This is a genomic window from Legionellales bacterium, assembly GCA_026125385.1.
Taxonomy (GTDB): Bacteria; Pseudomonadota; Gammaproteobacteria; order JAHCLG01; family JAHCLG01; genus JAHCLG01.
In genome coordinates, this window is record JAHCLG010000001.1 from 175,287 (window position 1) to 201,831 (window position 26,545).

Annotated in this window: 27 protein-coding genes; 8 read left to right on the plus strand and 19 right to left on the minus strand. The window is 39.3% G+C overall.

Translation table 11 applies throughout. From position 1 onward, the window contains the following. Nucleotides 1-160: 160 nt before the first annotated feature. On the minus strand, nt 161-1,186 hold the full coding sequence (locus KIT27_00715) for a glycosyltransferase family 4 protein (protein MCW5588159.1): 1,026 nt from the start codon (nt 1,184-1,186) through the stop codon (nt 161-163). A 171-nt stretch (nt 1,187-1,357) separates the two neighbouring features. On the opposite strand from KIT27_00715, the gene KIT27_00720 reads away from it, so the two are divergent. The 4 genes from KIT27_00720 to KIT27_00735 are packed head-to-tail and all read left to right on the plus strand — an operon-like array spanning nt 1,358 to nt 5,159. Then, the gene (locus tag KIT27_00720) at nt 1,358-1,681 is read left to right on the plus strand and encodes a ferredoxin family protein (GenBank protein MCW5588160.1); all 324 of its coding nucleotides are present in this window, start codon (nt 1,358-1,360) and stop codon (nt 1,679-1,681) included. Next, entirely contained in the window at nt 1,681-3,618 is a 1,938-nt protein-coding gene (locus KIT27_00725) for an ATP-dependent DNA helicase (GenBank protein ID MCW5588161.1), read from the plus strand. Before KIT27_00720 ends, KIT27_00725 begins: the two co-directional genes overlap by 1 nt. Further along, nucleotides 3,608-4,276, plus strand: coding sequence for a tRNA (adenosine(37)-N6)-threonylcarbamoyltransferase complex dimerization subunit type 1 TsaB (tsaB, locus tag KIT27_00730; protein ID MCW5588162.1), 669 nt, complete (start codon nt 3,608-3,610; stop codon nt 4,274-4,276). Before KIT27_00725 ends, tsaB begins: the two co-directional genes overlap by 11 nt. Nucleotides 4,277-4,286: 10 nt before the next feature. Continuing rightward, nucleotides 4,287-5,159 (plus strand): DUF1853 family protein, encoded by an 873-nt coding sequence (locus KIT27_00735; GenBank protein MCW5588163.1) that lies wholly within the window; start codon nt 4,287-4,289, stop codon nt 5,157-5,159. Between the two features lie 7 nt (nt 5,160-5,166). Here KIT27_00735 and KIT27_00740 read toward each other — a convergent pair whose 3' ends face one another. The 4 genes from KIT27_00740 to KIT27_00755 all read right to left on the minus strand — a co-directional run bounded on the left by KIT27_00740 (nt 5,167) and on the right by KIT27_00755 (nt 9,998). Then, nucleotides 5,167-5,631: a hypothetical protein gene (locus tag KIT27_00740; GenBank protein ID MCW5588164.1), complete on the minus strand. Its 465-nt coding sequence runs from the start codon at nt 5,629-5,631 to the stop codon at nt 5,167-5,169. A gap of 92 nt (nt 5,632-5,723) precedes the next feature. Continuing rightward, entirely contained in the window at nt 5,724-7,301 is a 1,578-nt protein-coding gene (locus tag KIT27_00745) for an FMN-binding glutamate synthase family protein (GenBank protein ID MCW5588165.1), read from the minus strand. Nucleotides 7,302-7,477: 176 nt separating this feature from the next. Next, nucleotides 7,478-8,716, minus strand: coding sequence for a site-specific integrase (locus KIT27_00750; GenBank protein ID MCW5588166.1), 1,239 nt, complete (start codon nt 8,714-8,716; stop codon nt 7,478-7,480). 1 nt (nt 8,717) lies between these two features. Beyond that, nucleotides 8,718-9,998, minus strand: a complete 1,281-nt coding sequence (locus KIT27_00755; protein ID MCW5588167.1) for an MFS transporter — start codon at nt 9,996-9,998, stop codon at nt 8,718-8,720. A 136-nt stretch (nt 9,999-10,134) separates the two neighbouring features. On the opposite strand from KIT27_00755, the gene KIT27_00760 reads away from it, so the two are divergent. The 3 genes from KIT27_00760 to KIT27_00770 are packed head-to-tail and all read left to right on the plus strand — an operon-like array spanning nt 10,135 to nt 11,926. Then, complete coding sequence (locus tag KIT27_00760; GenBank protein MCW5588168.1) at nt 10,135-10,494, plus strand: hypothetical protein; 360 nt, start codon at nt 10,135-10,137, stop codon at nt 10,492-10,494. Between the two features lie 3 nt (nt 10,495-10,497). Then, complete coding sequence (locus KIT27_00765) at nt 10,498-11,316, plus strand: glutamate racemase (GenBank protein MCW5588169.1); 819 nt, start codon at nt 10,498-10,500, stop codon at nt 11,314-11,316. A 25-nt stretch (nt 11,317-11,341) separates the two neighbouring features. Continuing rightward, nucleotides 11,342-11,926, plus strand: coding sequence for a GNAT family N-acetyltransferase (locus KIT27_00770; GenBank protein ID MCW5588170.1), 585 nt, complete (start codon nt 11,342-11,344; stop codon nt 11,924-11,926). 201 nt (nt 11,927-12,127) lie between these two features. Here the strand turns inward: KIT27_00770 and KIT27_00775 are convergent, their stop codons facing one another. Next, nucleotides 12,128-12,841: a hypothetical protein gene (locus KIT27_00775; GenBank protein MCW5588171.1), complete on the minus strand. Its 714-nt coding sequence runs from the start codon at nt 12,839-12,841 to the stop codon at nt 12,128-12,130. A gap of 433 nt (nt 12,842-13,274) precedes the next feature. Between KIT27_00775 and KIT27_00780 the strand changes: the two genes are divergently transcribed. Further along, nucleotides 13,275-14,141: an MFS transporter gene (locus KIT27_00780; protein ID MCW5588172.1), complete on the plus strand. Its 867-nt coding sequence runs from the start codon at nt 13,275-13,277 to the stop codon at nt 14,139-14,141. Between the two features lie 136 nt (nt 14,142-14,277). On the opposite strand, the gene KIT27_00785 is transcribed toward KIT27_00780, so the two are convergent. From KIT27_00785 to KIT27_00845, 13 genes are read right to left on the minus strand one after another with little or no spacing between them, the layout of a single operon-like run. Beyond that, nucleotides 14,278-15,687 (minus strand): hypothetical protein, encoded by a 1,410-nt coding sequence (locus tag KIT27_00785; GenBank protein MCW5588173.1) that lies wholly within the window; start codon nt 15,685-15,687, stop codon nt 14,278-14,280. A gap of 20 nt (nt 15,688-15,707) precedes the next feature. Further along, complete coding sequence (locus KIT27_00790) at nt 15,708-16,265, minus strand: hypothetical protein (GenBank protein ID MCW5588174.1); 558 nt, start codon at nt 16,263-16,265, stop codon at nt 15,708-15,710. Between the two features lies 1 nt (nt 16,266). After that, nucleotides 16,267-16,764: a hypothetical protein gene (locus KIT27_00795; GenBank protein ID MCW5588175.1), complete on the minus strand. Its 498-nt coding sequence runs from the start codon at nt 16,762-16,764 to the stop codon at nt 16,267-16,269. A gap of 5 nt (nt 16,765-16,769) precedes the next feature. After that, nucleotides 16,770-17,498 carry an RNA polymerase sigma factor FliA gene (locus KIT27_00800; GenBank protein MCW5588176.1) on the minus strand — a complete coding sequence of 243 codons (729 nt, stop codon included), beginning with the start codon at nt 17,496-17,498 and terminating at the stop codon, nt 16,770-16,772. Continuing rightward, a complete protein-coding gene (locus KIT27_00805) occupies nt 17,495-18,367 on the minus strand; it encodes a P-loop NTPase (protein MCW5588177.1) in 873 nt (290 codons plus the stop codon). The genes KIT27_00800 and KIT27_00805 overlap by 4 nt, the downstream gene beginning before the upstream one ends. Next, on the minus strand, nt 18,354-19,598 hold the full coding sequence (gene flhF / locus KIT27_00810) for a flagellar biosynthesis protein FlhF (GenBank protein ID MCW5588178.1): 1,245 nt from the start codon (nt 19,596-19,598) through the stop codon (nt 18,354-18,356). Before flhF ends, KIT27_00805 begins: the two co-directional genes overlap by 14 nt. 2 nt (nt 19,599-19,600) lie before the next feature. Next, nucleotides 19,601-21,745: a flagellar biosynthesis protein FlhA gene (gene flhA, locus KIT27_00815; protein ID MCW5588179.1), complete on the minus strand. Its 2,145-nt coding sequence runs from the start codon at nt 21,743-21,745 to the stop codon at nt 19,601-19,603. Between the two features lie 12 nt (nt 21,746-21,757). Next, nucleotides 21,758-22,897, minus strand: a complete 1,140-nt coding sequence (flhB, locus tag KIT27_00820) for a flagellar biosynthesis protein FlhB (protein ID MCW5588180.1) — start codon at nt 22,895-22,897, stop codon at nt 21,758-21,760. A gap of 4 nt (nt 22,898-22,901) precedes the next feature. Beyond that, entirely contained in the window at nt 22,902-23,675 is a 774-nt protein-coding gene (fliR, locus tag KIT27_00825; GenBank protein ID MCW5588181.1) for a flagellar biosynthetic protein FliR, read from the minus strand. Nucleotides 23,676-23,678: 3 nt separating this feature from the next. Then, nucleotides 23,679-23,948 (minus strand): flagellar biosynthesis protein FliQ, encoded by a 270-nt coding sequence (gene fliQ, locus KIT27_00830; GenBank protein ID MCW5588182.1) that lies wholly within the window; start codon nt 23,946-23,948, stop codon nt 23,679-23,681. Between the two features lies 1 nt (nt 23,949). Beyond that, nucleotides 23,950-24,411, minus strand: a complete 462-nt coding sequence (locus tag KIT27_00835) for a flagellar FliJ family protein (GenBank protein ID MCW5588183.1) — start codon at nt 24,409-24,411, stop codon at nt 23,950-23,952. After that, the gene (locus KIT27_00840; GenBank protein MCW5588184.1) at nt 24,408-25,838 is read right to left on the minus strand and encodes a FliI/YscN family ATPase; all 1,431 of its coding nucleotides are present in this window, start codon (nt 25,836-25,838) and stop codon (nt 24,408-24,410) included. The genes KIT27_00835 and KIT27_00840 overlap by 4 nt, the downstream gene beginning before the upstream one ends. Beyond that, nucleotides 25,825-26,520 (minus strand): hypothetical protein, encoded by a 696-nt coding sequence (locus tag KIT27_00845; protein ID MCW5588185.1) that lies wholly within the window; start codon nt 26,518-26,520, stop codon nt 25,825-25,827. Before KIT27_00845 ends, KIT27_00840 begins: the two co-directional genes overlap by 14 nt. Nucleotides 26,521-26,545: the final 25 nt, after the last annotated feature.

Consider the following 26,545-nt stretch of genomic DNA (forward strand, 5'->3'; position numbering starts at 1 on the left):
TTCATCCAAGTGAAAGCATCAATTGACCTTATAGTAGGTTCGAGCAAATACTAACAGTTTGAAATAGGTAGAGTCAATATAAACGCATAGAAAAATTACCTAAAAGATTAAATTGTAAATTTTTTAATCAATTTTTGTATAAATATCGAATAATTAAGGGTTATTTTCCGGATTTCATGATCAAATCATCAATGTGTTGCTGGGTGGTTAGGTGTTTGTTCAATGATCTTAACGTCGTATAAATGGCTTCTGGGGTGACTTCGTTCAAAATAATTCCCTCACCCGTTCCTACTAACTCACCCGCACCGACATGTTTACTGATAATTACCGGTGTTCCGCATTGTAACGATTCGATCACTACCAGGCCAAAAGCTTCGTAGCGTGAAGGTAGCACCGTAAAATCCATCACAGGATAGAGTTTTTCAATCGTATTCAAATGTCCCAAAAAACTGACATTTTGCGGTAATTTTAATTTGGGATTTCTGCCGGCGATCCACAAGTGATATTTTTTTGGATTTAATTGTGAAAAAGCCGCTAATAATTCCTGAAAGCCTTTCAGATGATGTCCGAGTGAGGGAAAGAAAACATTTAATTTTTCGGGATTGATATGATACTGTTGTTGAACTTTAAAAATTATCTCCGCCGACAAAGGTTGAAAACGTTTTTCATTAATCGGTGGATAGGCTACGTGAATTTTTTCACGTGGAATATGGGGATGATACTGTAAAATTTCTCGCTGAATTAATTGCGAGCACGCTAAAATATGTGGGGTTTTTTCATAAGCTTTTCGCTCTAATTGAATTTCATATTCGTCTTTCCAGCGACTAAACCCTGATTTTTGCAGATTCAAACGCTCGATGCTGGCTTGATGAATACCCCCACAGGCAATCATATCTTGATGATGTGTTAACGTCAGTGCAATGGATAGATCATAATCTTCACGACGAAATTGCTTGGCGTGCTGATGAATAAAACAAAATTTACGCAGGCGATGAGGAATGGGCAATTTCCCGGTAAAATAGCTCAATACTCTGGCGTTGGCAAAGCGTGTAGCTTTATTATCAGCTCGCATTACATGAACATCCACCCGATGTCCTGCGGCTAAAAATCCCTGGAGGAGGGTAAATAAATACGACTCCATGCCGCCACCGTGGGAATAGGCATGGTGAATAAGCGCAACTTTCATAATAGCAATTCTCTGACTCAAAAATCGCAGTATATAGCAGGGCTTAACTCGATTGAAGGGCTTAAGTGGACAGTAAATTTCAGGACTACTGGCTAATTAAATAATTCGCATCTTGCTAACTGAGCGCGTATAATTCTAGCCCTATTAAATTCGCTTGGAGGAAACCTAGACATGACTTTTGTGGTGACCGAATCCTGTATTCGCTGTAAACTCACCGATTGTGTGGAAGTATGTCCCGTCGATTGCTTTTACGAAGGGCCTAATTTTTTAGTCATTAATCCCGAAGAATGTATTGATTGCGGATTATGCGAGCCAGAGTGTCCAGTAAAAGCCATTTATTCAGAGGACGATCTTCCCGAAGAACAACGTGAGTTTTTAGCGATTAATGAACGTCTCGCCCAACAGTGGCCGAATATCACTGCGCAAAAAGATCCACTGCCTGATGCCGATGATTGGCGCGATGTCAAAGATAAACGTCAATTTCTTGAGGAATAATGGATAATCATTATGTTCAACAATGCCAGGATGCGTTTAGTCCTCAGGGTTTGTTAGCGACGAAATTAGATTTTTATACGCCGCGCGCAGAACAAAGCCAAATGGCACTTGCTATTGCAAAAACCATTACCACAAAAACCGATTTGGTGTGTGAAGCAGGAACTGGCATTGGCAAAACCTTTGCTTATCTCGTACCTGCTTTGCTCGCGCAAAAAAAAATAGTGGTTGCTACCGCAAGTAAAAATTTACAAGATCAATTATTTTTTCGCGATTTACCGAAAATATTAAGAGTAGTAGGGCGTCCGATAAAAATTGCGTTACTAAAAGGTCGTAATAATTATTTATGCCATCAGCGATTAAAACAATTTAAACACGATCGCGATTTTTTAATCCAAGATCATTTACCGAAATTGCAAGCCATCGAACAATGGGCGTTAACCAGTCGCGATGGTGATTTAAGTATGTGTCGTCTGGTTGAGCCGAATGATAGCGTTTGGCCATTGATCACCAGCAACAGTGATAATTGTCTTGGTCAAGAATGTGAATTTTTTCAGCAATGTTGTGTGTTAAAAGCGCGTCGCCAAGCATTAGCTGCCGATGTGGTGGTGATTAATCAACATTTATTATGCGCCGATTTGGTGTTACGTGATGAAGGTTTTGGTGAATTGTTGCCTGGAGCAGATGTGATTATTGTTGATGAAGCGCATCATTTACCCGATATTGCCAATCAATTTTTTGGTGAACGTTTAAGTTCATGGCAAATTCAAGAAATCATCCAAGATACCTTGAAAGAATATCAACTGCAGGCTCGCGATCAACAATCTCTGGCACAGGCGGTTGAACAACTTTCACAAGCCATTATTCACTTGCGGCAACAGTTAGGCACGCAATCGTATCGCAAACCGTGGCGAGATATTTTAAAAGACCAAGCATTACAGTCAGGATTTCAACGTCTTCTCGATAACGTAACTGTTTTGCATCAACAGTTAGAAAAGGTTGCTGCTCGCAGTGCCATATTTCATCAATTAACTCAACGTGTCAGTCAACAAAAAAATCTTTTGCAGCGTTTTTTTGACAAAGTCAGCGAGGGGATAATTTTATGGATGGAAAATTTTCAACGTACTTTTCACTTGCACGCCTCACCACTCACCATTGCCACAGCATTTCAACAGTTAAAGTCCAGCTTAAATGCGACTTGGATCTTTACTTCCGCAACCCTGAGTGTTAAACATAATTTTAATCATTTCCAACAGCAACTTGGCATTGAACATGCGCCCACCTTATTATTAAACAGTCCATATCCCTATGCGAAACAAGTTTTGTGTTATATACCAAGCAATATTCCTGAACCGCGTTCGCCGCATTTTTTAGATTATTTTATTCAACACATTAAAGAAGTCGTCAATATTTCACGCGGACGTGCCTTTGTATTATTCACCAGTCATGACTCTTTGCAGTATGTGGCGAAAAAATTAAAATTAACGATTTCTTTTCCTTTATTTGTGCAAGGTCAATTACCTAAAGCAGAATTACTAAATGAATTTATTCACTCAAAAAATGGTGTTTTGCTGGGAACTTATAGTTTTTGGCATGGCGTGGATGTGCGTGGCGATGCCTTAAGTTGTGTCATCATTGAAAAATTACCGTTTGCCTCACCTGGCGATCCGCTGTTGCAAGCAAAATTAAATGCCTTGGAGGCTCAAGGAAAGCAACCTTTTCACGAACAGCAGTTGCCACAAGCGGTGATCCAATTTAAGCAAGGATTTGGGCGCTTAATTCGTGATGCCACCGATCGCGGTATTTTTATGATAGCGGATGTGCGAATTGTGACTCAATGGTACGGCAAAGCTTTTTTAAACAGTTTACCTACGATTCCACGCACGCGCAAAATTGAAGATGTGAAACAATTTTTTCAAGAGACTACGCATGAAGCTTAATATTTTAGCCATCGAAACGTCCACAGATGCCTGCTCTGTGGCACTGGCGCAAGGACATGACATTCAGGAAATATTTAATCTTGCTCCACAACAACATGCAAAAATTATCTTACCGCTAATCGAAGAATTATTAAAACGCACAAAAGTAACTCGCCAACAATTAGATGCTATTGCATTTGGACGTGGACCTGGGAGTTTTACGGGCTTACGGTTAGGCGCAGGAATAGCACAGGGCCTAGCGTTTGGATTAACTCTTCCCGTGATAGGTGTATCAAGTTTACAGGCCTTAGCGCGATTGGCTTATCGTGAATTTCAAGCTAAAAATACCCTTGCTGCGATTGATGCGCGCAAGGGGGAAATTTATTTAGCCCAGTTTCAGGAAAACAATCAACAGATGAATTTTATTACAGAAGAAATTTTATCTGCCCCACAATTGCCGGCGATAGATACGAGTCAAACCTGGCATGTAGTAGGAAGTGGCTTTGATCATTATCAACCACAACTGCTCACACCAAACCCACAGTTGATTTATCATCCTGACTGTTATCCTCATGCGCAAGACGTGGCTAAAATTGCGTTAGAAAAAATTATTCGAGGGGAGGCGGGTGATCCTGCAAACGCACAACCCGTTTATTTGCGAAATAAAGTGACCGATTAGGACATCTTAAGTGGAAACGCTATTATCTCAATTAGCGCAATTTAATCATAAGATTGTACGGGATTTAGTTTGGCTGTTAATCAGCCCTAATTTATTAGATGACACGCGCCACTCAGTAATTTTACCGCAACGCTGGGGTGAAACAATTTTTTATGAAAATAAAGTGTGGTTACAACAACTCGATCGCGATCCGGGCTTACTTATTAATTTTTTAAATCAATATCCCACTCAACGCTTGGGATTATATTTTGAAAATTTACTGCATTTTCTGCTTCAACAGTTATCGTGTTTTACGTTAATCAATCAGCACTGGCAATATCATTATCAGGGAAAAACCTTAGGAGAGTTAGATTTTTTATGGTTCGATCATCGAGATCGACAATATTACCATGTCGAAACGGCGGTGAAATATTATTTACATCACGGAAAAACGGGACAATTGCGATATTTTATCGGTCCCGCTAAAAAAGATACACTGCAAAAAAAATTATCGCATTTACTGAAACAACAATTACCCTTTATTCGCTTTTATCCCGAAGCAGAAATATTTCACTCTAAAATTTTATTAAAAGGTTATTTATTTTATCATCAAAATCGTTTTCCCAAACGATCTCTATTGATTAATCCTCAACACTCACAGGCGACTTGGTATCGTTTTCAGCAGGATAGCATGCCATGGGAAACGCTATCATCCTCATGTTGGTGTGTGTTAAACCGTTTGGAATGGTTGACGCCTTTTTATCTCACAGATGAAACACCGTATTTTTCTGCGGATATTATTGCAGAGCAGGTAAAACAATGGCTACAGGATTATCAAGAACCGGTATTATTATGTGAAATACTTTCATCGCGTTTACACTTTATTGTTCCCAAGCAGTGGTAGACGTCATTCATTCATCACAGGTTATAATGCAATTATTTGGATTTTCACAATATACCCAAGTTGTGGCGTTTAGGTTTTGATTATCATTAAATTTGCAGTTTTTCACACTAGTTCCAGCAGCACCAACGATGGTTAATTTTCCGGCTGAATCGGAACGAGGGAAATCACAACTTATTTGCACATTCACTCCAAGACCGGGAACATCATTAGAAATCATGGCACTCACACTTGAATATTGTTGAGCTTGTTTCACCGACTGATTAAATAATTCTTGAGGATCTTCTTTTTTAGGTGATGAAAAAGGCTCGACTAACCACTGCTCATCACCAATAAATGTCGGTTCCGTGACACTAAATGCGACTAATTTTTGAAACGATGGGCATTGCAGCGTTAGTTGGGCAGCAAGGGTATTTTGAAACATCAGTGTGCTCACTATCAACATAGGTATCATTATCGCTTTTATTGTTCTCATGATACTAATCCCATCTAAATGATATGTTTAAAGTAAAGATTGACCTACTTTAAGATTAGTCTACTCAGACAAAAATTCCAGTCTTAGCGTACTTAAAACCGCTCAATATTAGCTTCTTGCCAGGCGCGACGCATTGACTCGGGAATATTTCCTGCGATCAATTCACCGGGCTGAAGAAATTGATAAATTTCATCAAAATGTTTAACCGTAGAATGATCAAGGCGACGATAGACATAACCCGGATGCATTTCTTTTACGGTTTTACAGCCAGTGGCACCGAGCACTTCTAAAAAACTCTCGATTGTTTGGCGATGATAATTCGCTACTTTCGGGGCTTTGTCATCAATATCTAACGCGTACATTAATTTAGGATCTTGGGTGGTGATACCCGTCGGGCAACGATTACTGTTGCATCGTAATGATTGCACACAGCCTAACGAAAATAACATGGCGCGTGCGGCATTGCATAAATCCGCACCCATGGCTATTTTGCTGAGCATATCAAACCCTGAGGTAATTTTTCCGCTACAAATAATTTTTAATTTATCGCGTAAATTCATGCCGACTAAACAATTTTGCGCAAACACTAAGGCATCGTTTAAAGGCGTTCCAATAAAATCGACAAATTCCACGGGGGCAGCACCCGTTCCACCTTCAGAGCCATCGATGGTAATGAAGTCGGGAAAAATTTGGGTTTCGAGCATGGCTTTACAAATTGCGATAAATTCCCGACGATGTCCTATACATAATTTAAATCCTACAGGTTTTCCTGTTGCTGCTTCTCGCAAGGTTTGTACGAATTCCAATAATCCGCGTGGCGAAGAAAATGTCGAATGTGCTGGTGGAGAAATAGCATCTTCATGGGCGGCAAGGCCACGAATTTCTGCAATTTCTTGAGAAACTTTTGCTGCTGGTAAAATGCCGCCATGAGCCGGTTTAGCACCTTGAGACAATTTAATTTCAATCATTTTAACCGCGGGATGTTGAGATTTTTCGCTAAATTTTGCTAAATCAAATTGGCCATTTGCCCCACGACAACCGAAATATCCTGTACCAATTTGCCAAATAATATCGCCACCTTCTTGCAAATGGTATGGGCTTAAACCGCCTTCACCGGTGTTGTGAGCAAAATTACCGAGCTTAGCTCCCCGATTTAATGCACGCACGGCATTTTTACTGATTGCGCCAAAACTCATCGCAGAAATATTTAAGCGCGACGCCGAGTAGGGTTGTGAGCATTGGTGATTACCAATCATGATCCGTGCTTCACTGCGATCGACTTTTTGCGGAGCCAAGGAATGATTTACCGATTCATAGCCATCACTATAGACATTACGTTGAGTGCCAAATGGTAAGGTATCGGTAATTCCTTCGGAACGTTGGTAAATCAAATTACGGATTTCATCGCTAAAGGGCGTGCCACTTTGATTGGTTTCAATAAAATATTGTTGGATTTGCGGACGCACGCGAATTAATAAATAGCGAAAATGACCGAGTACCGGATAATTGCGCAGAATATTTCGTTCAACTTGTAAAATATCATAAATGCCCAAACAAAAAAGTGGGATGAGTACCATTAAAGAATAAAGGATACCTTGCCAGAAATAAGCAACACTCAACACGCCAGCAAAAATAATGAAACTGTAGAGCCAAAATAGTTTGCGATACATGATGTAATCTCCTGCTGATAACCTGCAACAACTTTCTTGCTGTGAATAAAACTTTTTAAAATGCGGTTATTGTGGCACAAAAATTCACTGAAATAACTAAATAATTTTTTCATTACAGAGAGGACTTGCAGCGCAATAATTTAGATTATATCGTTGAACTCAAAAAAGTATCCTAATTATTTTGTCGGTTCTGCATTAGGATTTACAATTTTATGCTTTCCCGAGGCATGACGAGCGCGTCTTTCAACATCGATATATTTATCCGTTATTGCACTTGATCCATGTCCGGCATCATCGCGCACATGTTCACGCGGACGAATTTTAACATCCTCTGAAATTCCAGTATGGCGTAGCCAATGCACCGTTGCAGCCGTTAATTGATTAGCGTCGTCGATAAAACCATCAGCGCGTAATTGCTCTATACTGCAATCAAAACAATATTGTACGATACTGCGAATTTGTCGGGTGCTGGTGATAGGACCACCACCACCACGTTGCTTAAATAAGAGTGGGGTATTTTCGGCGATGCTAGGATAGGGTGGAAGTCCTAAACTTTGACGATAACGTTTTAACGCTGCCAACATCGCATCACTCACCACAATACTACGTTCTTTATTGCCTTTACCCACGGTTTTAAACCACCAATGCTGATCGCTGTCTTGATAAAAATCGCCCATGGTCGGTTGCCATCGCGCACTGGCAGCTAATTCTGAAATTCGCAAATATAAACTGTATAACGCATTCATAATAAATAAAGTGCGCTCATGTTGTTGAGGGTTGTCGTGCGCTAATTTTTCTGCGGTTTCAATCACATAAATCCATTGTAATTCCGATAAACGACGAATGGGTGATTGCGCGTGTTGTTTGCGAATAAATTTACTTTTTTGGCGAATTTGAGCCACAGGATTCGCGGTGATAGCATCTTCTTGAATTAAAAATTGATAAAAACTGCTAAGCACCGCAAACAGCGCTTGTAAGGCTTTTTGGGAAAATTGATATTGGGTAATGTTGGCCTGCAAACCCTGGCGAGCTTCTACTTTACTAATACTCGCAACAAAGGGTCGCCACTGAGGATTCGGCAGGCGATTTCCCGCGTCATCAATAAATCGCGAGACGTGTTTAGCGGTGATCCAGCTGAGCGGTGGATGTTGGCAAAATTCTATAAACGCTTCGATATCACTGCGTTTTAACGTTAATATCGACTGTTGTCGAATCACCCATGCCCATTGCAGCAAACGTTCGAGATCGCGACGATAGGCGTTAAACGTGGCCTCGCTGCCGCGATAGGCATGTAAAAAATCTAAGGCTAATTGAAATTCACGCCTATAGAATTGCGCCAAAGAAGGAATATTTTCGGGATGACGCGTAAAAAATTGCAAGGAATCAAAAAGCGGAGTGAGCACTATTTCGTTCATATTAATGATGATTACCCCTCTTAGGAATTTTAATCAATAGACTAATGAGCGCCGATAGTAAAAAGGCGAGGGGAATAATACTCAATGCATGAGTAAAATTCATGGTGGCGGGACTCGATTCAGACAGTAGTGCTCCGACAATTAAATGAAAAATGGCCGCACTTAAAGTAATGATCATATTGGTAACAGCGACACCCGTACCAGCAATATTCTTAGGTACTAATTCATTAAAAATTTTCCACACCACGACTTGTGCACTTGAAAATATACCAAATAAAAATAATGAAAAAAAAACATTATGGTTAATATGGCTGGGAAAATAAATTAATATTATTGCGTTTGCCGCAGCAAAAAGTGAAAAGAAAAAAATTAACCGACGGTACCAGTGGATCCGATCGGCTATCCAGCCGATGAATGGTGAGCCAATTGCCCAGCCCAAAAATAAGAGTAAAATGCCCCAAGAACTTTGTCGACGGGTTAGGTGATAAGTTTGCTGTAAAAAACTAATGCCCCAGAGTCCTGCAAAAATTGAAGTGGGCAAATAATATAAACTGCCTACAATACCATTTAAAACAACGCCCTGACGCAAATAACGTAGTGGATTCCAGCGGGAAAATAAGGTTTTATTGAGATTAAATAATTGAATTAATTGTTGATAAATCCTGATAAACTCTAATTTAATTAAACTTTTTTCTTGTGCTCTGTGCAATAATAACCGAGACGAAATGAGCAATACGATGACCAGTAATAAACAAAATAAAGCAATAGCACCATAAATAAAATGCCAGGGAATATAATGCATTATATAAGCAGTAATCATTTGCATGCTGGCAGCAGTGAGCGTACCCAGTGCGATGGTAATAGCGGCAATGGTAGTAAAATAACGCTCATGCAAATAACATTTAGCAAAATAGAGTACACCAATAAACGAAAATGCCGAAAAAGCACCAATAAAAAATCGCCATAACAACGCTAACCACGCTTGCTGGCTAAACGTAAATAATGAAAAGAACATAGTACACGCTAAAATAGATAGACAAAAAATAGTAATAAAATCGTAACGATCCAGCAAAATTCCTGCGGGAATTTGCATGATGACATAGCCGACATAAAAAGCTGAACCCATGGCTCCAATACCAAAAGGCGTGGTGTGATATTGCTGCATGAGCGCTACTACCACTAGGCTTGGGGAAATGCGAAAAAAATAATCCAAGCAATAAAATATAATACTACACGTTAAAATGGTATAAATGGCTAACGGGTAGCGTTGATTTGCTCGCATAGGCTTTTGCAGTGGTAAACTCAAAAACCGTATTATACGCGTAACTTGCCTTACAAGAAAATTTTTTTAGTGACTTCCCTTAAAGAGTAATAGTCGCTAGACTGTGGCTCAATGAATTGATTGCGAGAATAACGTCATGTCAAGCATAGACTATAGCTTACTTGCCGAACAATTCCTAAGCGGTGTTTGGGAATGGCAGCCACAAGAATCCTGTTTAACAAAATATTTGGGCGATAACCATCAGTTAAATGAATTAAAATTACTGGAGGATGAAAAGGGTAATCTTACGACAGAATTCAAAGATGCGATTTTACAGTTGTTAGGTAAAGACGTAACGTCTGCTGTTGTGGGTCCTTTTGGAGACGAAGATTTTTTTTATGGCACCGATTATGATGGTACTACTAGTTATTTTCTCCAACTTTACCAAGTTTCTGAGTCTGTTTTACAACAATTAAGCACTCAGCTTGAAATTGAAATTCATGAAATCGAGGAATAAGCTATGTCACTAGCACCGATTGGTGTGTTTGATTCAGGAGTAGGTGGACTAACCGTGTTAAAAGCGCTGGAAGCCACACTTCCCTGTGAAAAATTTATTTATTTGGGTGATACGGCACGCTTACCTTATGGCATTAAAAGCGAACACACCGTACAAGTTTATAGTGAACAAATCACTCGTTTTTTATTACAACATCAGATTAAACTGTTGGTCATCGCCTGTAATACGGCATCGAGTTTAGCCTTAGACTATTTACAACATCAATTTCCAGATTTAATGATTGTGGGTGTGGTAAAACCTGGCGCTTTGTATGCGGCTCAACAATCTCGCAGTCATCATTTAGGAATTTTAGCAACCGAAGCGACTATTCGCGCCGGCGGGTATCAACGCGAAATTTTAAACCATAATCCACAGGCTGTGATCAATACGTGTAGTTGTGGAATGCTCGTTGCTCTAGCTGAGGAAGGTTGGCATTTTGATGAGGTGAGTATTGCTGTCGCCAAAAAATATTTAGAACCGATGTTTGCAGAGGATAATGCGATTGATACCTTAGTCTTAGGCTGCACGCATTTTCCGTTACTGAAACCCGCCATTAATCACGTCTTATCTAGCGATGTGCAATTAATCGATTCCGCAGAAGTCACCGCTCAAACGGTTGCTGAATTATTAAAACAACATCAGTTACAACACCCCCATCAGCAAAATCAACTAGAACATTCACAATTTTTTGTAACCGATTCTCCAGAACGTTTTGCCAAAATCAGCGAGCGCTTTTTAGGCCGTGCCTTGCGCGTAGAACAAGTACAGTGGATTGATTTATAATTACTGATTTTAGAAGGAAAATCCCATGAGTTGGTCGATCCCCAGTATGATGCAAGGTGAGTATGTTAGCTTACAACCTTTAGCCATAGAGCATGCTCCCGCATTAGCGAAAGCCGTTGAGGATGGCGAATTATGGAAATTATGGTTTGCAACTGTGCCTTCCCCTGACAATATGCTAGCCGAAATTCAACGTCGCTTAAATTTGCAAGAAAAGGGCACGATGCTACCTTTTACGGTTATTGAAAATCAAACCCAGCAACCTATTGGTATGACGACTTACTACAATTTGGATGAAAAGCACAAACGGGTTGAAATCGGCTGGACTTGGTATCAAAAAAACAAACAACAGACCCCCGTTAATACCGAATGTAAATTATTATTAACCCATGCCTTCGAAAAACTGCACTGTAACGTGGTGGGGTTTCGGGTTAATTTTTTTAATCAGGCGAGTCGAAAAGCGGTTGAACGTTTAGGCGCAAAACTAGATGGCATATTACGCAATCAACGAATTTTAAAAAATGGTATTATATCGGATGACTGTGCTTACAGTATTGTTAAAAGTGAATGGCCAGGGGTAAAGCATAATTTACTGTGGAAACTACAATCTTAACTTCCGATAATAAAGATTATCGGAAGTATTGTAGCCTGGAACGTAACGCAGCGGAGATCCAGGTCTTCGTTCTTCTAAGATGAAATTTTAGCCGCAAGATGAAGATACCACTTTGTTAATACCATATAACGCCATGGTACTGTCCAAATAAAGCTGAGGGAAGCAGCAATCATTTGCCAATTAGCAACATAACGCCCCGCCCTATAAGGGTTTAAAATCACTTGCTGAGGGATTTTCCGCTTTGCCCATAATGGAATAATGCCTTGGAAAATACCAGCCTAATGCTTGCAAAAACTGTCGAAACTCGGGTTCATTTTTAAAATCTTGTGGCGTGATATTAAATGCCAAATCTTTTTGGATGCCATCATGGGTTTTTTCCATGATGAGTGACACTTTTGGAGATAATATTCCATTTCCTTTAAAGAATTCCCGGAGAATATTTCTTGTTACATCCGGCAAAACTGATTGAGCAGGTTCACCAACCACTAAATGCGTGCCTGAGGGAAATACTTCATCATGATTTTTTATATTGAATAATTCGTGCGGTGAATAAAATTCTTTATTGAGTTTGAAATTAAGAATATCCCCATACGTAAATACCCAATCGGGTTGATCCCCGCTCGGATTGATGACAATTCCCAGCCCATTTGCCAATAAAAAATCATCCACCATTTTTTCAATGACAAAACACTCAAAATGTTTTCCAGGCTCTGGCAGCAATAATTGAAAATAGGGAAATCCATCGGGTCCGGTGATAACCTGTGGCTCACCACAGCGAAAACTTGCGGCAGCAACATGCGTTAAAAAATGTTGCGACCAAGCTTCATCTCTGCGTGCGACAGGGATCTGACAGAGTTGATAAATAATATTTGTTTTTCGGAGATCGCCTAGATTGGAGTTGGGTTGCTCAGCCATAATTTCATGTTCCTCGATAACTATACCGCTTGCCAATGAAGATGCAGATTGAAGGGCGTGGGTATATCTCAATTTTATAAGTCAGGCGGATTGTAATGCTTTTTGTACTTCATATCAAGCAAGTATTGACTACCAAAATTCATTCGCTAGAATAGCGGGTGTTTTATGAAATCTTAGTAAGCCCTCATGAATTAATTTCTTCGATTCAATCAACAACTACCGCCCAATCTTTTGATTATTAATTAACATCCACCGCCCCAGTGCAATTGCGCCGGAATAACTGAGCGAGCAACTATGGAAAATCAACATTTATTAAGTAACTCAGCACCTTCATTTTTAGTGATGGCTGCCCCACTTTTTTTAGTATTATTCATCGATAGCATGGGTTTAGGGTTGGTTTTTCCACTCTTACATACTATTACTCATCGGCCGTTTGATTGCAGGTTTCACCGCAGGCAGTCAGTCTATCGCTCAAGCCAGCATTGTGGATATTAGCAGCCATGAACACAAAGCACGAAATTTAGGAATAATGTTATTCGTGATTGCACTGGGATTTATTGTGGGGCCTTTAGCAGGCGGTCTTTTATCTGATCACCATCTTTCAACGTACTTTAATTACGAAACACCCTTTTATTTCGCAGCGTTCATTTCACTGCTTAATGCCTTATTATTACAATTCATTTATAAAGAAACGTTTTTACCCGTAAAAACCATAAAATTAAAACTGCATCACGCTATTTATATTTTTATTTCCGCCTTTACGCACGAAAAAGTCCGTGAACTTTCCCTGGTCTTATTAATTTTTATCTTTGGTTGGGCAGGATTTTATTCATTTATTTCGATGTTTTTACTAAAAATATACCAATATAATGCTATGACCATTGGTTGTTATATGGGTTTATTAGGCGCTGGATTTGGAATTGGTACGGGAATTTTAGTCGATCCTTGCGTGAAATATTTTAAATTAAAAACGTGTGTGGTGGGAGGTTCTGCGCTTACTGCTTTATTTACCCTACTCATCATTACCGCACCCTCCCCCATTTTTATTTGGCTTTATGTCGCGCCAACGGGTGCTGCCGCAGCACTGGCTTACTCAACTTTACTTACATTATTTTCAAATCAAGTTGATGAGACCGCACAAGGTTGGGTAATGGGCATTACTGGTGCCATTATGGCTTTTGCATTTGGATTAAATGGTGCGGTAGTCGGAATGCTTGCTAATATTAATATTTATTTGCCCATGGTTATCACGACGATTGGATTATTATTTTCAGCCTTGTTAATGAAATTCCTTGCATAGCGCAACGCGTAGCCTGGAACGAAGCGCTTGTAGCCTGGAACGAAGCGCAGCGAAGATCCAGGATCAGAGTATAAAGATGGTAAGATCCTGGATCTTCGCTGCGCTTCGTTCCAGGCTACAAGTGCTCCGTTTCAGGCTACCTGGCGCCCCATAGATGATTCGTTTTAATGACTTCCACCACTTGTTGCGGGACAAACTCTTCCCAGCCCGATTGTCCAGTTTGGATCATTTCCAATATTTTTCGTGAATAAATATTTAATTTAGTGATATCGGCATTTTTCAAATCGACAATCGAGCCATTGGCTAATAAATATTGATATAAATGATAAACTTGTCTATCGACTTCTAAATTTGCAGCATTGTGTAAAGTTTGAGTGACGGGATCGTATTCGGGATAAATGTATAACTTACTACCACGATTAAACAATTTTCCGCATGCTTCTAAGATCCCTCCTTCGAGTTTTTCATAATATTTTTCTTTAAAAACTTCTCGTAAATTCGATATTCCGACAACAATCGCAAACATAGAGCGAGAATTGCGCGATAGATAATTTGCAAATAAATAATGCTCAGGGAAATTCGTGATTAATACTGAATATCCCATCAAGGTTAATAAATTAATTCGATCGAGAAAATCTTGCTCGGTAATGGTGCCATCCGCAGCCAAATTACTCATCGTAATTTCCATTAAAATTTCTGGTGTGCCATTTTGGACTTCTGACTCTTGCATAAACTGTTGAACAGCACATTGCTGCATATCCATATTAACATGAGTAATGGGGCGAAAACTGCCACGTTGAATTAAGGTCGGATGTTTATACAATACTTCAGCCGGTTGTTTAATTTTCCCATTTTTATCAAACAAAATTGCGTGGGTTAAATTCGATTTAACCAAATGCAAACAAATTAAATGATGATTAATATTTTTAGCAATGGGTCCTTTAAATTCGACGAAATCAATTTCTACAGCACCGGGTGAAATATTTTCGACCAGTGATTCCACTGCTTTTTCAGCATTATCCATTAAATAAAACATCGCATAAATTAAATTAACACCAACCACTCCCACCATTTCTTGTTGACTCAAAAAATCGCCTTTAAGTAAACGAATGTGAATAATCACATCACTGGGCTCACTGCATCCAGCTTCATGTTGAAAACGCATGCCAAGCCAACCATGAGCTTCGGCATTCGGGCGAGAAAAACTACAGGTAGTGACGGTATTAGCAAATGAAAATAATTTAGTTTGTGCTTTATGCTTTTCAGCTAAAATTTCTCGAACTAATGCGTATTCGTGATCGAGCATACTCAACAAACGCGAATAACAAACATATCGACCTTTTGCTTCGCGTCCATAAATTGAATCACTGATCGCCATATCATACGCCGACATGCTTCGCGCGACAGTACCCGCAGCACCTCCAGCATGAAAAAAAAATCCCACGGTTTCTTGCCCTGCTCCAATTTCTGCAATCGAACCATAATTATTTTTATCAATATTAATCGCTAACGCTTTTTGCGTTGTCGTTAACGTGGGTTTTAACATAAAACTCTCCTTAGTTTAATTTATTGGCAGTATTGTCCTGGCGCCAATAAAATTACTTTAAGATAAAAATTATCATCCACTCGATTTGAGCGCTGTGTATTATAGGTAACGGAATTAAAATTATTTTCATTACCAGCAAATTTTACCCAGCGATTATAAGGAACATTGAGTGTTGTCAAAACATTTTGCGTATTGATCGCTAATGAATTATTAGCAAACTGTTGAGCTTGTCGATAAATTTTTATTTCAGCATAATTGCGGTGCGCCTCTGCGCGCACGGCAAAAGAGGATTGCACAGGTTGGTAATCTTGCTTAATCTCGGTTTGCTGCCAACCCACGCTAATTACCTGAATAGGTACTGCTGCACCAAAATTAATTTCGGCCATTTTTCCGCTTTGCACGCATAAACTTTGCATCGGATGTTGCAGGGATTTTTGCTGGGTTGAATAGCGGATATCCTTGCCAGGTGCTTGCGATCCTTGCCAGGTTAAAATTTGCAGAGTGGGTGACTGGGCATAAACGCCAAGCGTGAATAATAAAAAAAATAATTCCGTGATTAAGCTGGGCGCTAATTTCATCTTAAACCTCAGTAGCAGTCGAGGTTTTGCGATTTTTCAAATAGAGTGCCTTTAAGACATCGGCCTCACCTGCACTTAAATTGCAATATTGAATCACTTCATTAATCGATTTGCCTGATTGTAATAATTTCATCGCAAACTGATAAGTGACTTGCTCATCCTTATCTTCTTGCAGCGCTGGAGCAGAGCGTTTGTAGAGTGAACGTTCAATATTGGCGATACTTTGTTGATAATCGGTTAATGCCATTTCAGTTAAATTAAATCGTTTATGTAATTTAGTGATCGCTTCTTGTTGACGTTGGCTTTGTTCTTGGAGATGCTGGAGAAGTTCGGTTTGTTGTTGGTGGAGTGATAATTGCTTAGCATGTTGAGATAATAATAAGGTGACTAACATGACTAATAATAAAACGATACTGGCTATCATTAAAAAATCAAAAATAAATTGGCTGAACGCTCCAATATTTAGCCAGTAATAAAAGACACTGTTAATCCATTCCATGATTTCTACTCTCGTTGCTGAACATATTTTTTTAAGCGTGATTGTAAACGCGCCAATGCTTGTCCGTGTATTTGGCACACCCGTGCTTCACCAATGCCTAAGACATCGCCTATTTCTTTAAAACGTAAGCGATCGCTATAATAAAAACTCAATACGGCTTGCTCGCGATCGGGTAACGTTTTTAAAATATCTTTTAAATGTCCATGTATTTCCAATTTTTGGGTTTCCTCATACGGATCAGCAGAATCCTGCTCGAAATTTAAATTATCTTCATGCAAATCTTCAAAACTGAATAATTCATTAGCCTGTGCTGCTCCCGCCATTTCAGAATAGGTATCGATATCAACACCTAATTCTTTAATAATGTCTTTGGTTTGAGCTTCTTGTCCCGTTTCATTTTCAATTTTGTGGATCGCCTCAGCAATTTTACGCATGTTATGATGAACTGAGCGTGGCATCCAACTGGATTTACGTAAATCATCCAACATCGTACCGCGAATACGAATATTGGCATAGGTTTCAAAAGTCACTTGTTTGCTGGGATCAAAACGTTGCGCTGCTTCAATTAATCCAATCATTCCTGCTTGAATTAAATCTTCGACTTGCACGCTTTTGGGGAGACGAGATAATAAATGATAGGCATTGCGTTTTACGATATAGGCATATTTTTCGACGTAATCTTCGATATTTATGGCTGGTTGAGCTGTTTTTTTATATAACTCAATATCCGTCATCGTACCACCTGCGTTCCCGTTTGTAGTAACCGCTCAAAGAAAAAACTCATTCGTCCCGTTGCATTAAGCGGTGTTTTCCAGTCATAAATTTGTTTTGCAATATGGCGAAGCGCCAGTGCGGCGCGACAGGTTGGAAATTCATCCAAGAATGGACGTTGATGTCGCACGGCTAAACGCACATGATCATCATAGGGTATCGCACCAAGATATTGCAAGCTTACTTGTAAAAATTCATCGCTGACCTTCCGTAATTTATTATAGATCATTTTTCCCTCATCGGATTGATGCGTCATATTCGATAAAATTTGAAATTGTTGAATTCCATATTGTCGTGACAACACTTTAATGAGGGCATAAGCATCCGTAATTGAAGTGGGTTCGTTACACACCACTACCACGACTTCTTGCGCGGCGTGAGTAAAATTTAAGACGCTAGCGGAAATTCCTGCCGCAGTATCAATCAACATAACATCGACATCGTAGCGTAAAGTAGAAAAGGCATGAATGATACTGGCTTGTTCTGTTAAACTTAATTCTGCCATAGCTGAAATTCCCGTGGTTGCAGGCGCAATTAACACACCATGAGGACCACGAATAATAATATCTTCTAATTGCGCACGCCCACTTAAAACATCTTGTAAATTACGCCGAACTTTAATCCCTAGCAAAACATCGACATTCGATAAGGCTAAATCTGCATCTAATAATAAGACTTGTTGTTTTAATTGCGACAGTGCTATTGATAAATTCAAGGCAATATTGGTTTTACCAATACCACCTTTGCCGCCAGAAATGGCAATGACTTTTACCGGCTTTAATTCAGCACTCCGCGCCGGAGAAAGTATATCGAATTCATTATTTTGATTCATAATAATCTTCTCCAGCAATTAAAAAATTCTCTTCGGGTTGTTCACCTTCTGGGGCTTCACTAGATTGTACGAGAAGTTTAATAAGTTGTGATTTTGAAAACTGTTGTAAGTCTTCTGGTACATGCTGACCTGTACTAAAATAGGTTAAATTTAAATGATGTAAAATGGCCGCGCTGATAATAGCGCCAAGCTGAGTGCTTTCATCCAGTTTGGTTACCATTAATCCCGCCAAATTGGTGGTATTAAACGCATCAACGATTTCATTTAACACATTAATTTGACTCGTGGCTGTTAGCGTTAAATAAGCTCGAATAGTGTGTTCAGTGCTTGATAATAATTCAATGTTTTTAGCCAGATTAATATTATCACGCTGACTGACTCCAGCAGTATCAATTAGAATTAATTTTTTTTCGCGATAGTGATTGAGTATTTGATTTAATTCACGTCCATCATTGACCACCTCCACTGGCACACCTAATAAACGACCATAAGTAAATAATTGTTCTCGTCCTGCAACGCGATAAGAGTCGGTGGTAATTAATACTAAATCATTGGGATGATGTTCTAAGCAAAAACGTGTGGCTAATTTAGCAATTGTCGTGGTTTTTCCTACCCCTGTGGGACCAATTAATGCCACCACTCCGCCCTTCTCTAATAAATCAATATCATCAATACTGATCAAATTTTCTAGATGTTGTAATGCGTCTTCCCAAACGTTTTGAAAATTTTGTTCGTAATTAATACCGGCACAAATTTGACGACACACTTTACGATGAAAGCCTAAATGAAATAATTTTCGATACAATAATCCGTGATAAGGATTACGCTCAAAATTTTGTTGCGTAACAAATTGTGAGGTTTGATACTGTAGTGCATAACGCAATTCTTTTAACTCATTAAAAATTTCAGTGATTAATTGTGGATCGGCTGAAGATGGTTTATTTTCCACGAGTATTTCTGGTTCGATAGGTGTCAACTTAGTATGTTTTAAAATAAAATCGCGCACTTCAATAGGATCATCACTGGGGCTTTCATCGCTCGCAATAATTTTAGCAGGATGATAGAGCTCTTCATGATTCTCAGTCACAGTGGCTTCATGTATTCCGGCTTTTAATTCAATACCGCCAGGAACTTCCTGTTGTTCCAACAAAATGGCTTCACTACCAAATTCTTCTTTTACTTTATTCAGTGCTTCACGCATGCTAGCCGCAAAAAAAGTTTTCGTTTTCATCTTCATCTTCCTGTTGGTTGTCCAATCACAGCAAGGACATTAATTTGTTTATCGTCGGGAATTTCCTGATACGATAAAACCGTTAAACCTGGAATACTGTGCTTAGTAAAGGATTCTAGTTTTTCTCGTAAAATTGGTGAAACCACGAGTACAGCAGGTTTGCTTTGAGTTGATAATTGTTGTTCGGTGTGGGCTAATTCGACAAAAACGCGCTCCGCAAGATTTGGCTCCAGCCCTAAATTATTTGCCGATAAATCTTCACTGGGATCATTAATTTTTGCCGATTGCAACATAATTTGTTCTAACCCAGGATCGAGCGTAATAATATCGGCAGTTTTTTCACTGCCAAATAAACGTTGATAGATCATGCGCTTTAAGGCTACACGCACGGAAGCGGTAATCTCTTTAACATTTTGCGTGCGTTGACTGGCTGCAATAATCGCTTCACAAATAGAACGAATATCAACAATGGGAATGTTGGCCCGCAATAATTCTTTGAGGACTTTCACAATCGTACTCAAAGAAATTCCACCGGCGGGAGTCAAGGCTTCTACTAATTTGGGTGCGACTGTTTCTAAGCGATCTAATAGTTTTTGCACTTCTTCGTGTCCTAATAATTCAGCCGCATTTTCTTGTAAAATTTGATTTAAATGCGTGGCTATCACTGTACCAGGATCAACGACGGTATACCCTAAACTTTGCGCTTCGTTACGTTGACTTTCGCGGATCCATATCGCTTCTAAATTAAAGGTGGGATCACGGGTTATTTTTCCCTCAATTTTGCCAAACACTTGACCTGGGTTGATGGCGAGAAGCCTATCGACCATAATTTCAGCTTCTCCATAATTTACACCTAATACGATAATACGATAATTAGTAGGGGGTAAATCTAAATTATCTTTTATATGAATGGTTGGAATTAAAAATCCTAAATCTTGTGAAAGTTTTTTTCTCACGCCTTTTACTCGTGAGACTAATGGCCCATCTTTTTTTGCACCAATTAAATTAATTAATCGATAACCAATTTCCAAACGGATCATATCGATGGTGCTCACATCTTTCCAATCTAATTCTTTTTCTTCTGGAGGTTGTTGCTTTTCATTTATTTGTTGTTGCTGTTGATTTTCTTTATTAGCTTCCATTAATTGCTCACGAAAGGCTTTAATTTCATTTTGCCGCGAAAGATAATAAGCACCTGCTCCTGAAATTAAACTGAGTAAGGCAAATACAATATGTGGCATGCCAGGAATGATTGCTAATAAGCCTAATACGCCAGCAGAAATTGCTAAGGGCTTGGGATTGGTGATGAGTTCACGAACAACTTGACTGGACATGTCTTGTTTAGATGAAACGCGTGTCACCATCATGGCCGCTGCTGTAGATAAGAGTAACGAAGGAATTTGCGCAACCAAACCATCACCCACGGTTAATAAGGCATAGGTTTCTAAGGCACTCTTAAATGGCATACCATGATCGGCAATCCCAATAGCCAGCCCACCAATAATATTGATAAATAAAATTAATATGCCAGCAACTGCATCACCACGTACAAATTTACTGGCACCATCCATCGCCCCATAAAAATCGGCCTCTTGTGACACTTCAGCACGACGTTGTTTCGCTTCATCTTGCGAAATTAAACCCGCACTTAAATCCGCGTCAATTGCCATTTGTTTACCCGGCATAGCATCCAAGGTGAAGCGTGCGCTGACTTCTGAAATACGGCTACCACCTTTTGTCACCACCACGAAATTGATAATGACTAAAATCGCAAATACTACTATACCAACGGTGAAATTTCCGCCAATTAATACCGTGCCAAAGGCATGGATCACCTGCCCTGCCGCATCGGGACCTTCATGACCATGGAGTAAGACGACACGAGTCGAGGCAATATTGAGAGTTAACCGTAATAACGTGGCGATTAAAATGACCGTGGGAAAAATACTAAAATCCAACGGGCGCGTGATATAAATACAGGTGGTAATAATGATTAATGATAGCGTAATATTAAAGGTAAACAGCATATCCAACATAAAAGTTGGAACGGGTAAAATCATCGTAAGTAACATAACAATAATCAGCAAGGGCGTTCCTAAGTTTCCCTGCGCAATTACTTTAAATTTATCGATTATCCCTTCTTCCATAATTTCCCTACGTTATTCGCGTTGCAATTCTTGCGGAATTTTTAACTCACTGGCTTTGGGCGCCTGGGGTTTTGCACTAAAACCCGCCACATAATGTTTCAACTGATAAACATAAGCCAAAACTTTGGCGACTGCTAAATATAACCCTTGAGGAATTTCTGCGTCTAGATCCGTACTATAATAAATCGCCCGCGCCAGCGGTGGAATACTAACAATGGTAATTTTATGTTCTTTGGCAACTTCCTTAATTTTCTCTGCTAGAAAATCAACCCCTTTTGCCACCACTTTAGGTGCACCTTCTTTATCTTGATCATACATTAATGCAACGGCATAGTGGTTAGGGTTGGTGATGACGACATTAGCTTTGGGCAGCGCTTGCATCATCCGTTTTTCGGACATGCGTTGTTGGGTTTCGCGAATTTTTTGTTTAAGCTGAGGATTACCTTCAGTTTCTTTCGATTCATCTTTTAATTCTTTTATCGACATTTTTGACTTACGCAAATATTCCCAAATTTGATAAGGCACATCAAATAACACAATAATCACTAAAGTTGCAGAAATTAATATAAACCCTTGAAATAATAATTCCATTCCTTGAGTAATACCCTGCTCAACAGGTAATTTATCGAGATTAATCATTGAATGAAAATAAATATAGAGAACTAAAATTCCTCCTCCTGCAATCACTATAAATTTTGCAATGGATTTTAATAGCTCAACCAAACTTCTTAATGAAAATATTCGGCCTATGCCTTTGATAGGATCTAAGCGTTCGCCTTTAAATGCTAGAGATTTAGCACTAAATACCCAGCCTCCTAATAATGCAGGTGAAAAAATAACAATAACAAATAAAATAGCAAAAAAGGGTAATAAGCTCATACCTAAAATATAAAGACAACTAGCAAACCGTGTTAACATGATGCTCGGATCGAACATTTCTTGCGGCGTTAAATCAAATGTTTTTACCGCGACTTCTTGGAAAGCTGAATAAAAATTATTACTCACTAACCATAAACAAGCAGCGCCTACGAATAGCACAATGATGCGATTTAAATCGCGCGATCGCGGCACCTCACCTTTTTCGCGCAACTCTTGTTTGCGCTTGGGTGTCGCCTCCTGTGTTTTTTCTTCGCTATCGTCACTCTCTGCCATGGATTTACCTATGTAAAAGGATGTTAACGGTAGTAAAACTTTCTTGAATTAATTCTTGTGAATGATCCATTACACCACTAAAGCTAACATAAATAATAAATAAGCCCATGATAAGCGTAATGGGAAAACCAATATTGAAAATATTTAATTGTGGCGCAGTACTGGTCATCACCGCAAAAGCAAAATTAACCACTAAAATCGAAATAATTGCTGGTAAAGAAATGGAAACAGCACTGGCATATAGAATTTTGGTAAAGTTTATCAGAGTTTCAAATTGCAACGCCGATAAACCACTATTGGTTAAGGGGATGGTATGAAAACTACTGGCAAGCAGTTTAATAATCATCAAATGACCATTTAAGGCAATAAATATTAAAGTAGTGGCAAGAATGTAAATTTGACTGACCATGGGTACCGAAATATCGCTTAATGGATTGATGATGGTGGCAAAGCCTAACCCCGTTTGATACGCAATAATTTGCCCACTTAAAATTAAAATTTCAAACACTACTCGCAAGGTAAAACCCACGGCTAATCCTAAAATAATTTGTTCGCTAATTAAAATAAATCCGTCAATTGAGGCTAAATTGAGATCTTGAATAGGAGGAATAAATGGCAAAATGACAACAGTAATCAAGAGGGATAATAATGCGCGAATGCGCGCAGGAATGGCAGTATTGGAGAAAAAAGGCGACGCAAAAATAAAACTGCTCACCCGCACCAACGCTAAAAAGAAGGTGGGTAGTAAGGTTAACATTAAAATTAAATATTCTTGCATGCCTCACCTAATCATATAGGGAATATCTGAAATGAGGGTTTCAATATATTCACTTAAATAATGCACTAACCACGGGGCTAAGAAGGCTATGACCATAATGGTGATGACCAGTTTTGGCAAAAAGCTTAAGGTCATTTCGTTAATCTGTGTCGCTGCTTGAAAAATGGCGACAATTAAACCCACAATCAGCCCGGGGATAACAATAATACTGACTCCCATGACCACCAAATACAACATTTGTCGGAAGACATCAATAATTACACCTGAATCCATTTTATCTATCCTTGTGGTTGCGTCGACTGGCTGAGTATAATTCATCTGCAAGAAATTGTTCATGATTTTCGATTTTTTGCTCAATAATTTGCTTTTGTTTTTGATAATGATTTTGATATGAAGCCGTTTTTAAATTCAGTTTTGCTAAAATATGGCGTTGTTTGGCGAGTCGTTGTTCAATATCGGTGAGTTTCGCTTCTTGCGAAACAATGGTTGAATTAATCTTGCCGACAAATGCTTGATAATTTTGAAACATGCCAATTTGACTACGATTAACTTTTTGTCGAGCCTGCGGACTGGTATAGTCCGCTTGATACTGGCGTAATTGATTTAATTTTTGTAACTCTTGTTCATAATGTTTAGCAATACGTTGCACTACTTTAGCTTGCTCTTGCTCTTTGCGCCGAGCTAAGTCTATTACTTTATTAATGCGTTCCAATTTGCGTTTATGATCCGTTTTCATGATGTTGATACCTCATTATTCGCTTTACCATAACCGTAATGAGTTTGTAGTGGATTTAAGGATGAAGGATCACTCTTAGAAGGTAGACTGTTGATTAAGGTTAAGAGCTGTTGCAAGCTATCGGCAAAATTCACACTTTCTTGAAATCCTTGAGTTAAAAAATCGGTTAATTTCGGGAATAATTTAATCGCAATTTCTAATTCTGGGTCCGATCCAGCTGCATAGGCGCCCATTTTAATTAAGTCGCGATTTTGCATATAGCGCGAATACAGTGATTTAAAGACGATTGCGGCTTGCCGATGTTGTTCGTTAGTGACATTTTGCATGACGCGGCTTATTGACGTTTCAATGTTGATTGCAGGATAATGCCCTGAATCGGCTAATTCTTTTGATAAGACAATATGCCCATCTAAAATCGCACGGGCGGATTCCGCCACCGGATCGTTTTCCATATCACCTTCAGTGAGTACCGTATAAAATGCGGTAATTGAGCCATGACCTTTGGCTGCGGTTCCTGCGCGTTCCACTAATTGCGATAATTTAGCAAATACCGAAGGCGTGTACCCGCGTGTTGCCGGAGGTTCGCCAATCGATAATGATAATTCTCGCTGGGCTTGAGCAAAACGGGTGAGTGAATCGAGTAATAATAATACTTGATAACCTTGGTCGCGAAAATATTCTGCCACTGCCGTGGCGCGTAGTGCGCCATGCACGCGCATCAGTGGTGAGGTATCGGCAGGTGCGGTGATGACCACTGCGCGCTTCATACCTTCTGCACCTAAAATATGTTCAATAAATTCTTTTACTTCGCGTCCACGTTCACCAATTAATCCCACCACAATCACATCAGCCGAGGTATATTTGGTCATCATACCTAATAACATACTTTTACCCACACCACTGGTTGCAAATAAGCCGATGCGTTGTCCAAGCCCAATCGTTAATAAGGCATTAATGGCTCGAATACCCACATTTAAAGGATTTTCGATCATGTGACGTTGTAGAGGATTCATCACTTCACCCATTAAGGGATAATGGGCAATGGCTCTAATGTCGCTACCACCGTCTAAAGGATTACCGCTACCATCTAATACTCGTCCTAATAATTCTTCACTCACTGCAACTTGGGTAATATTGCCCGTTGGTATGACTTTCGCACCGGGTGAAACACCATGAGTGGTATCAGATGTCATTAAATAAATAATGTTGTCAGAAAATCCCACCACTTCAGCTTCTAAATATTTTTTATTCACCGTCTGAATTAAACATTTTGATCCGAGTGGTGCTGAAAAACCAATGGCTTCTAATTTTAAACCCACGACTCTTGTTAGCGTTCCTTCGATACGAACATCTTCAACTTCATTCAGTTGTTTGGTATACGCTGCCAGACGTTCGGCAAGATTTACGGTTTTTTTATGAATTGACATCTTTAAATACCTGCTGAGTAATATTATCTAAGCGTTTTTCAAAGGTGGCATCCACTTCGGCACCCTCGGCTTTAAAACGGCAATCGCCGCGCGCTAAATTAGCATCGGCTTCGATATGTTGATACTGTTCGCCTTTTAATACTTCTTTTATTAAAGCCATATCGTCAGGATTAACATAAAGCTTAATATTGGTTGCCGTGATGGGTAAAGCACTAGCAGCTTTACGAATGATCGTTAAAATTTGTTCGGGTTTAATTTGCAGTTCGTTTAAATAAAGACGTCTCGTTAATTCAATTACCAGTGCGAGTAAATTATTTTCAACTTCTTCATCAATTAATTTTAAAGGTTCGGCTAATTTTTCTAATAAATGATTTAATATTTTTATTTTTTCTTGCCAAGCGCTTTCATATTTAGCATTGGCTTCCATTAACGCTTGCGCGTAAGCTTCTTCTTTAGCAAGCTTAATCCCTTGTTGATAACCCGCCTCCCTACCATCTTTTTGCGCGCGATCGAAAACTTCTTTTCCATACTCGACTTGCACCGTTTGATCGCCATTTAATTCGGCATTGGATAATGTGCGCGTGGTTTTATCCGTGCGTTCAAATAGTTTGCCACGACTGGTTAAATCAGGATACACCCAACGTTCAATATCCGCTAAATTTTCACTGAGAATGACTTTCATGTTACCCTCATACCCGTAGTGTTTA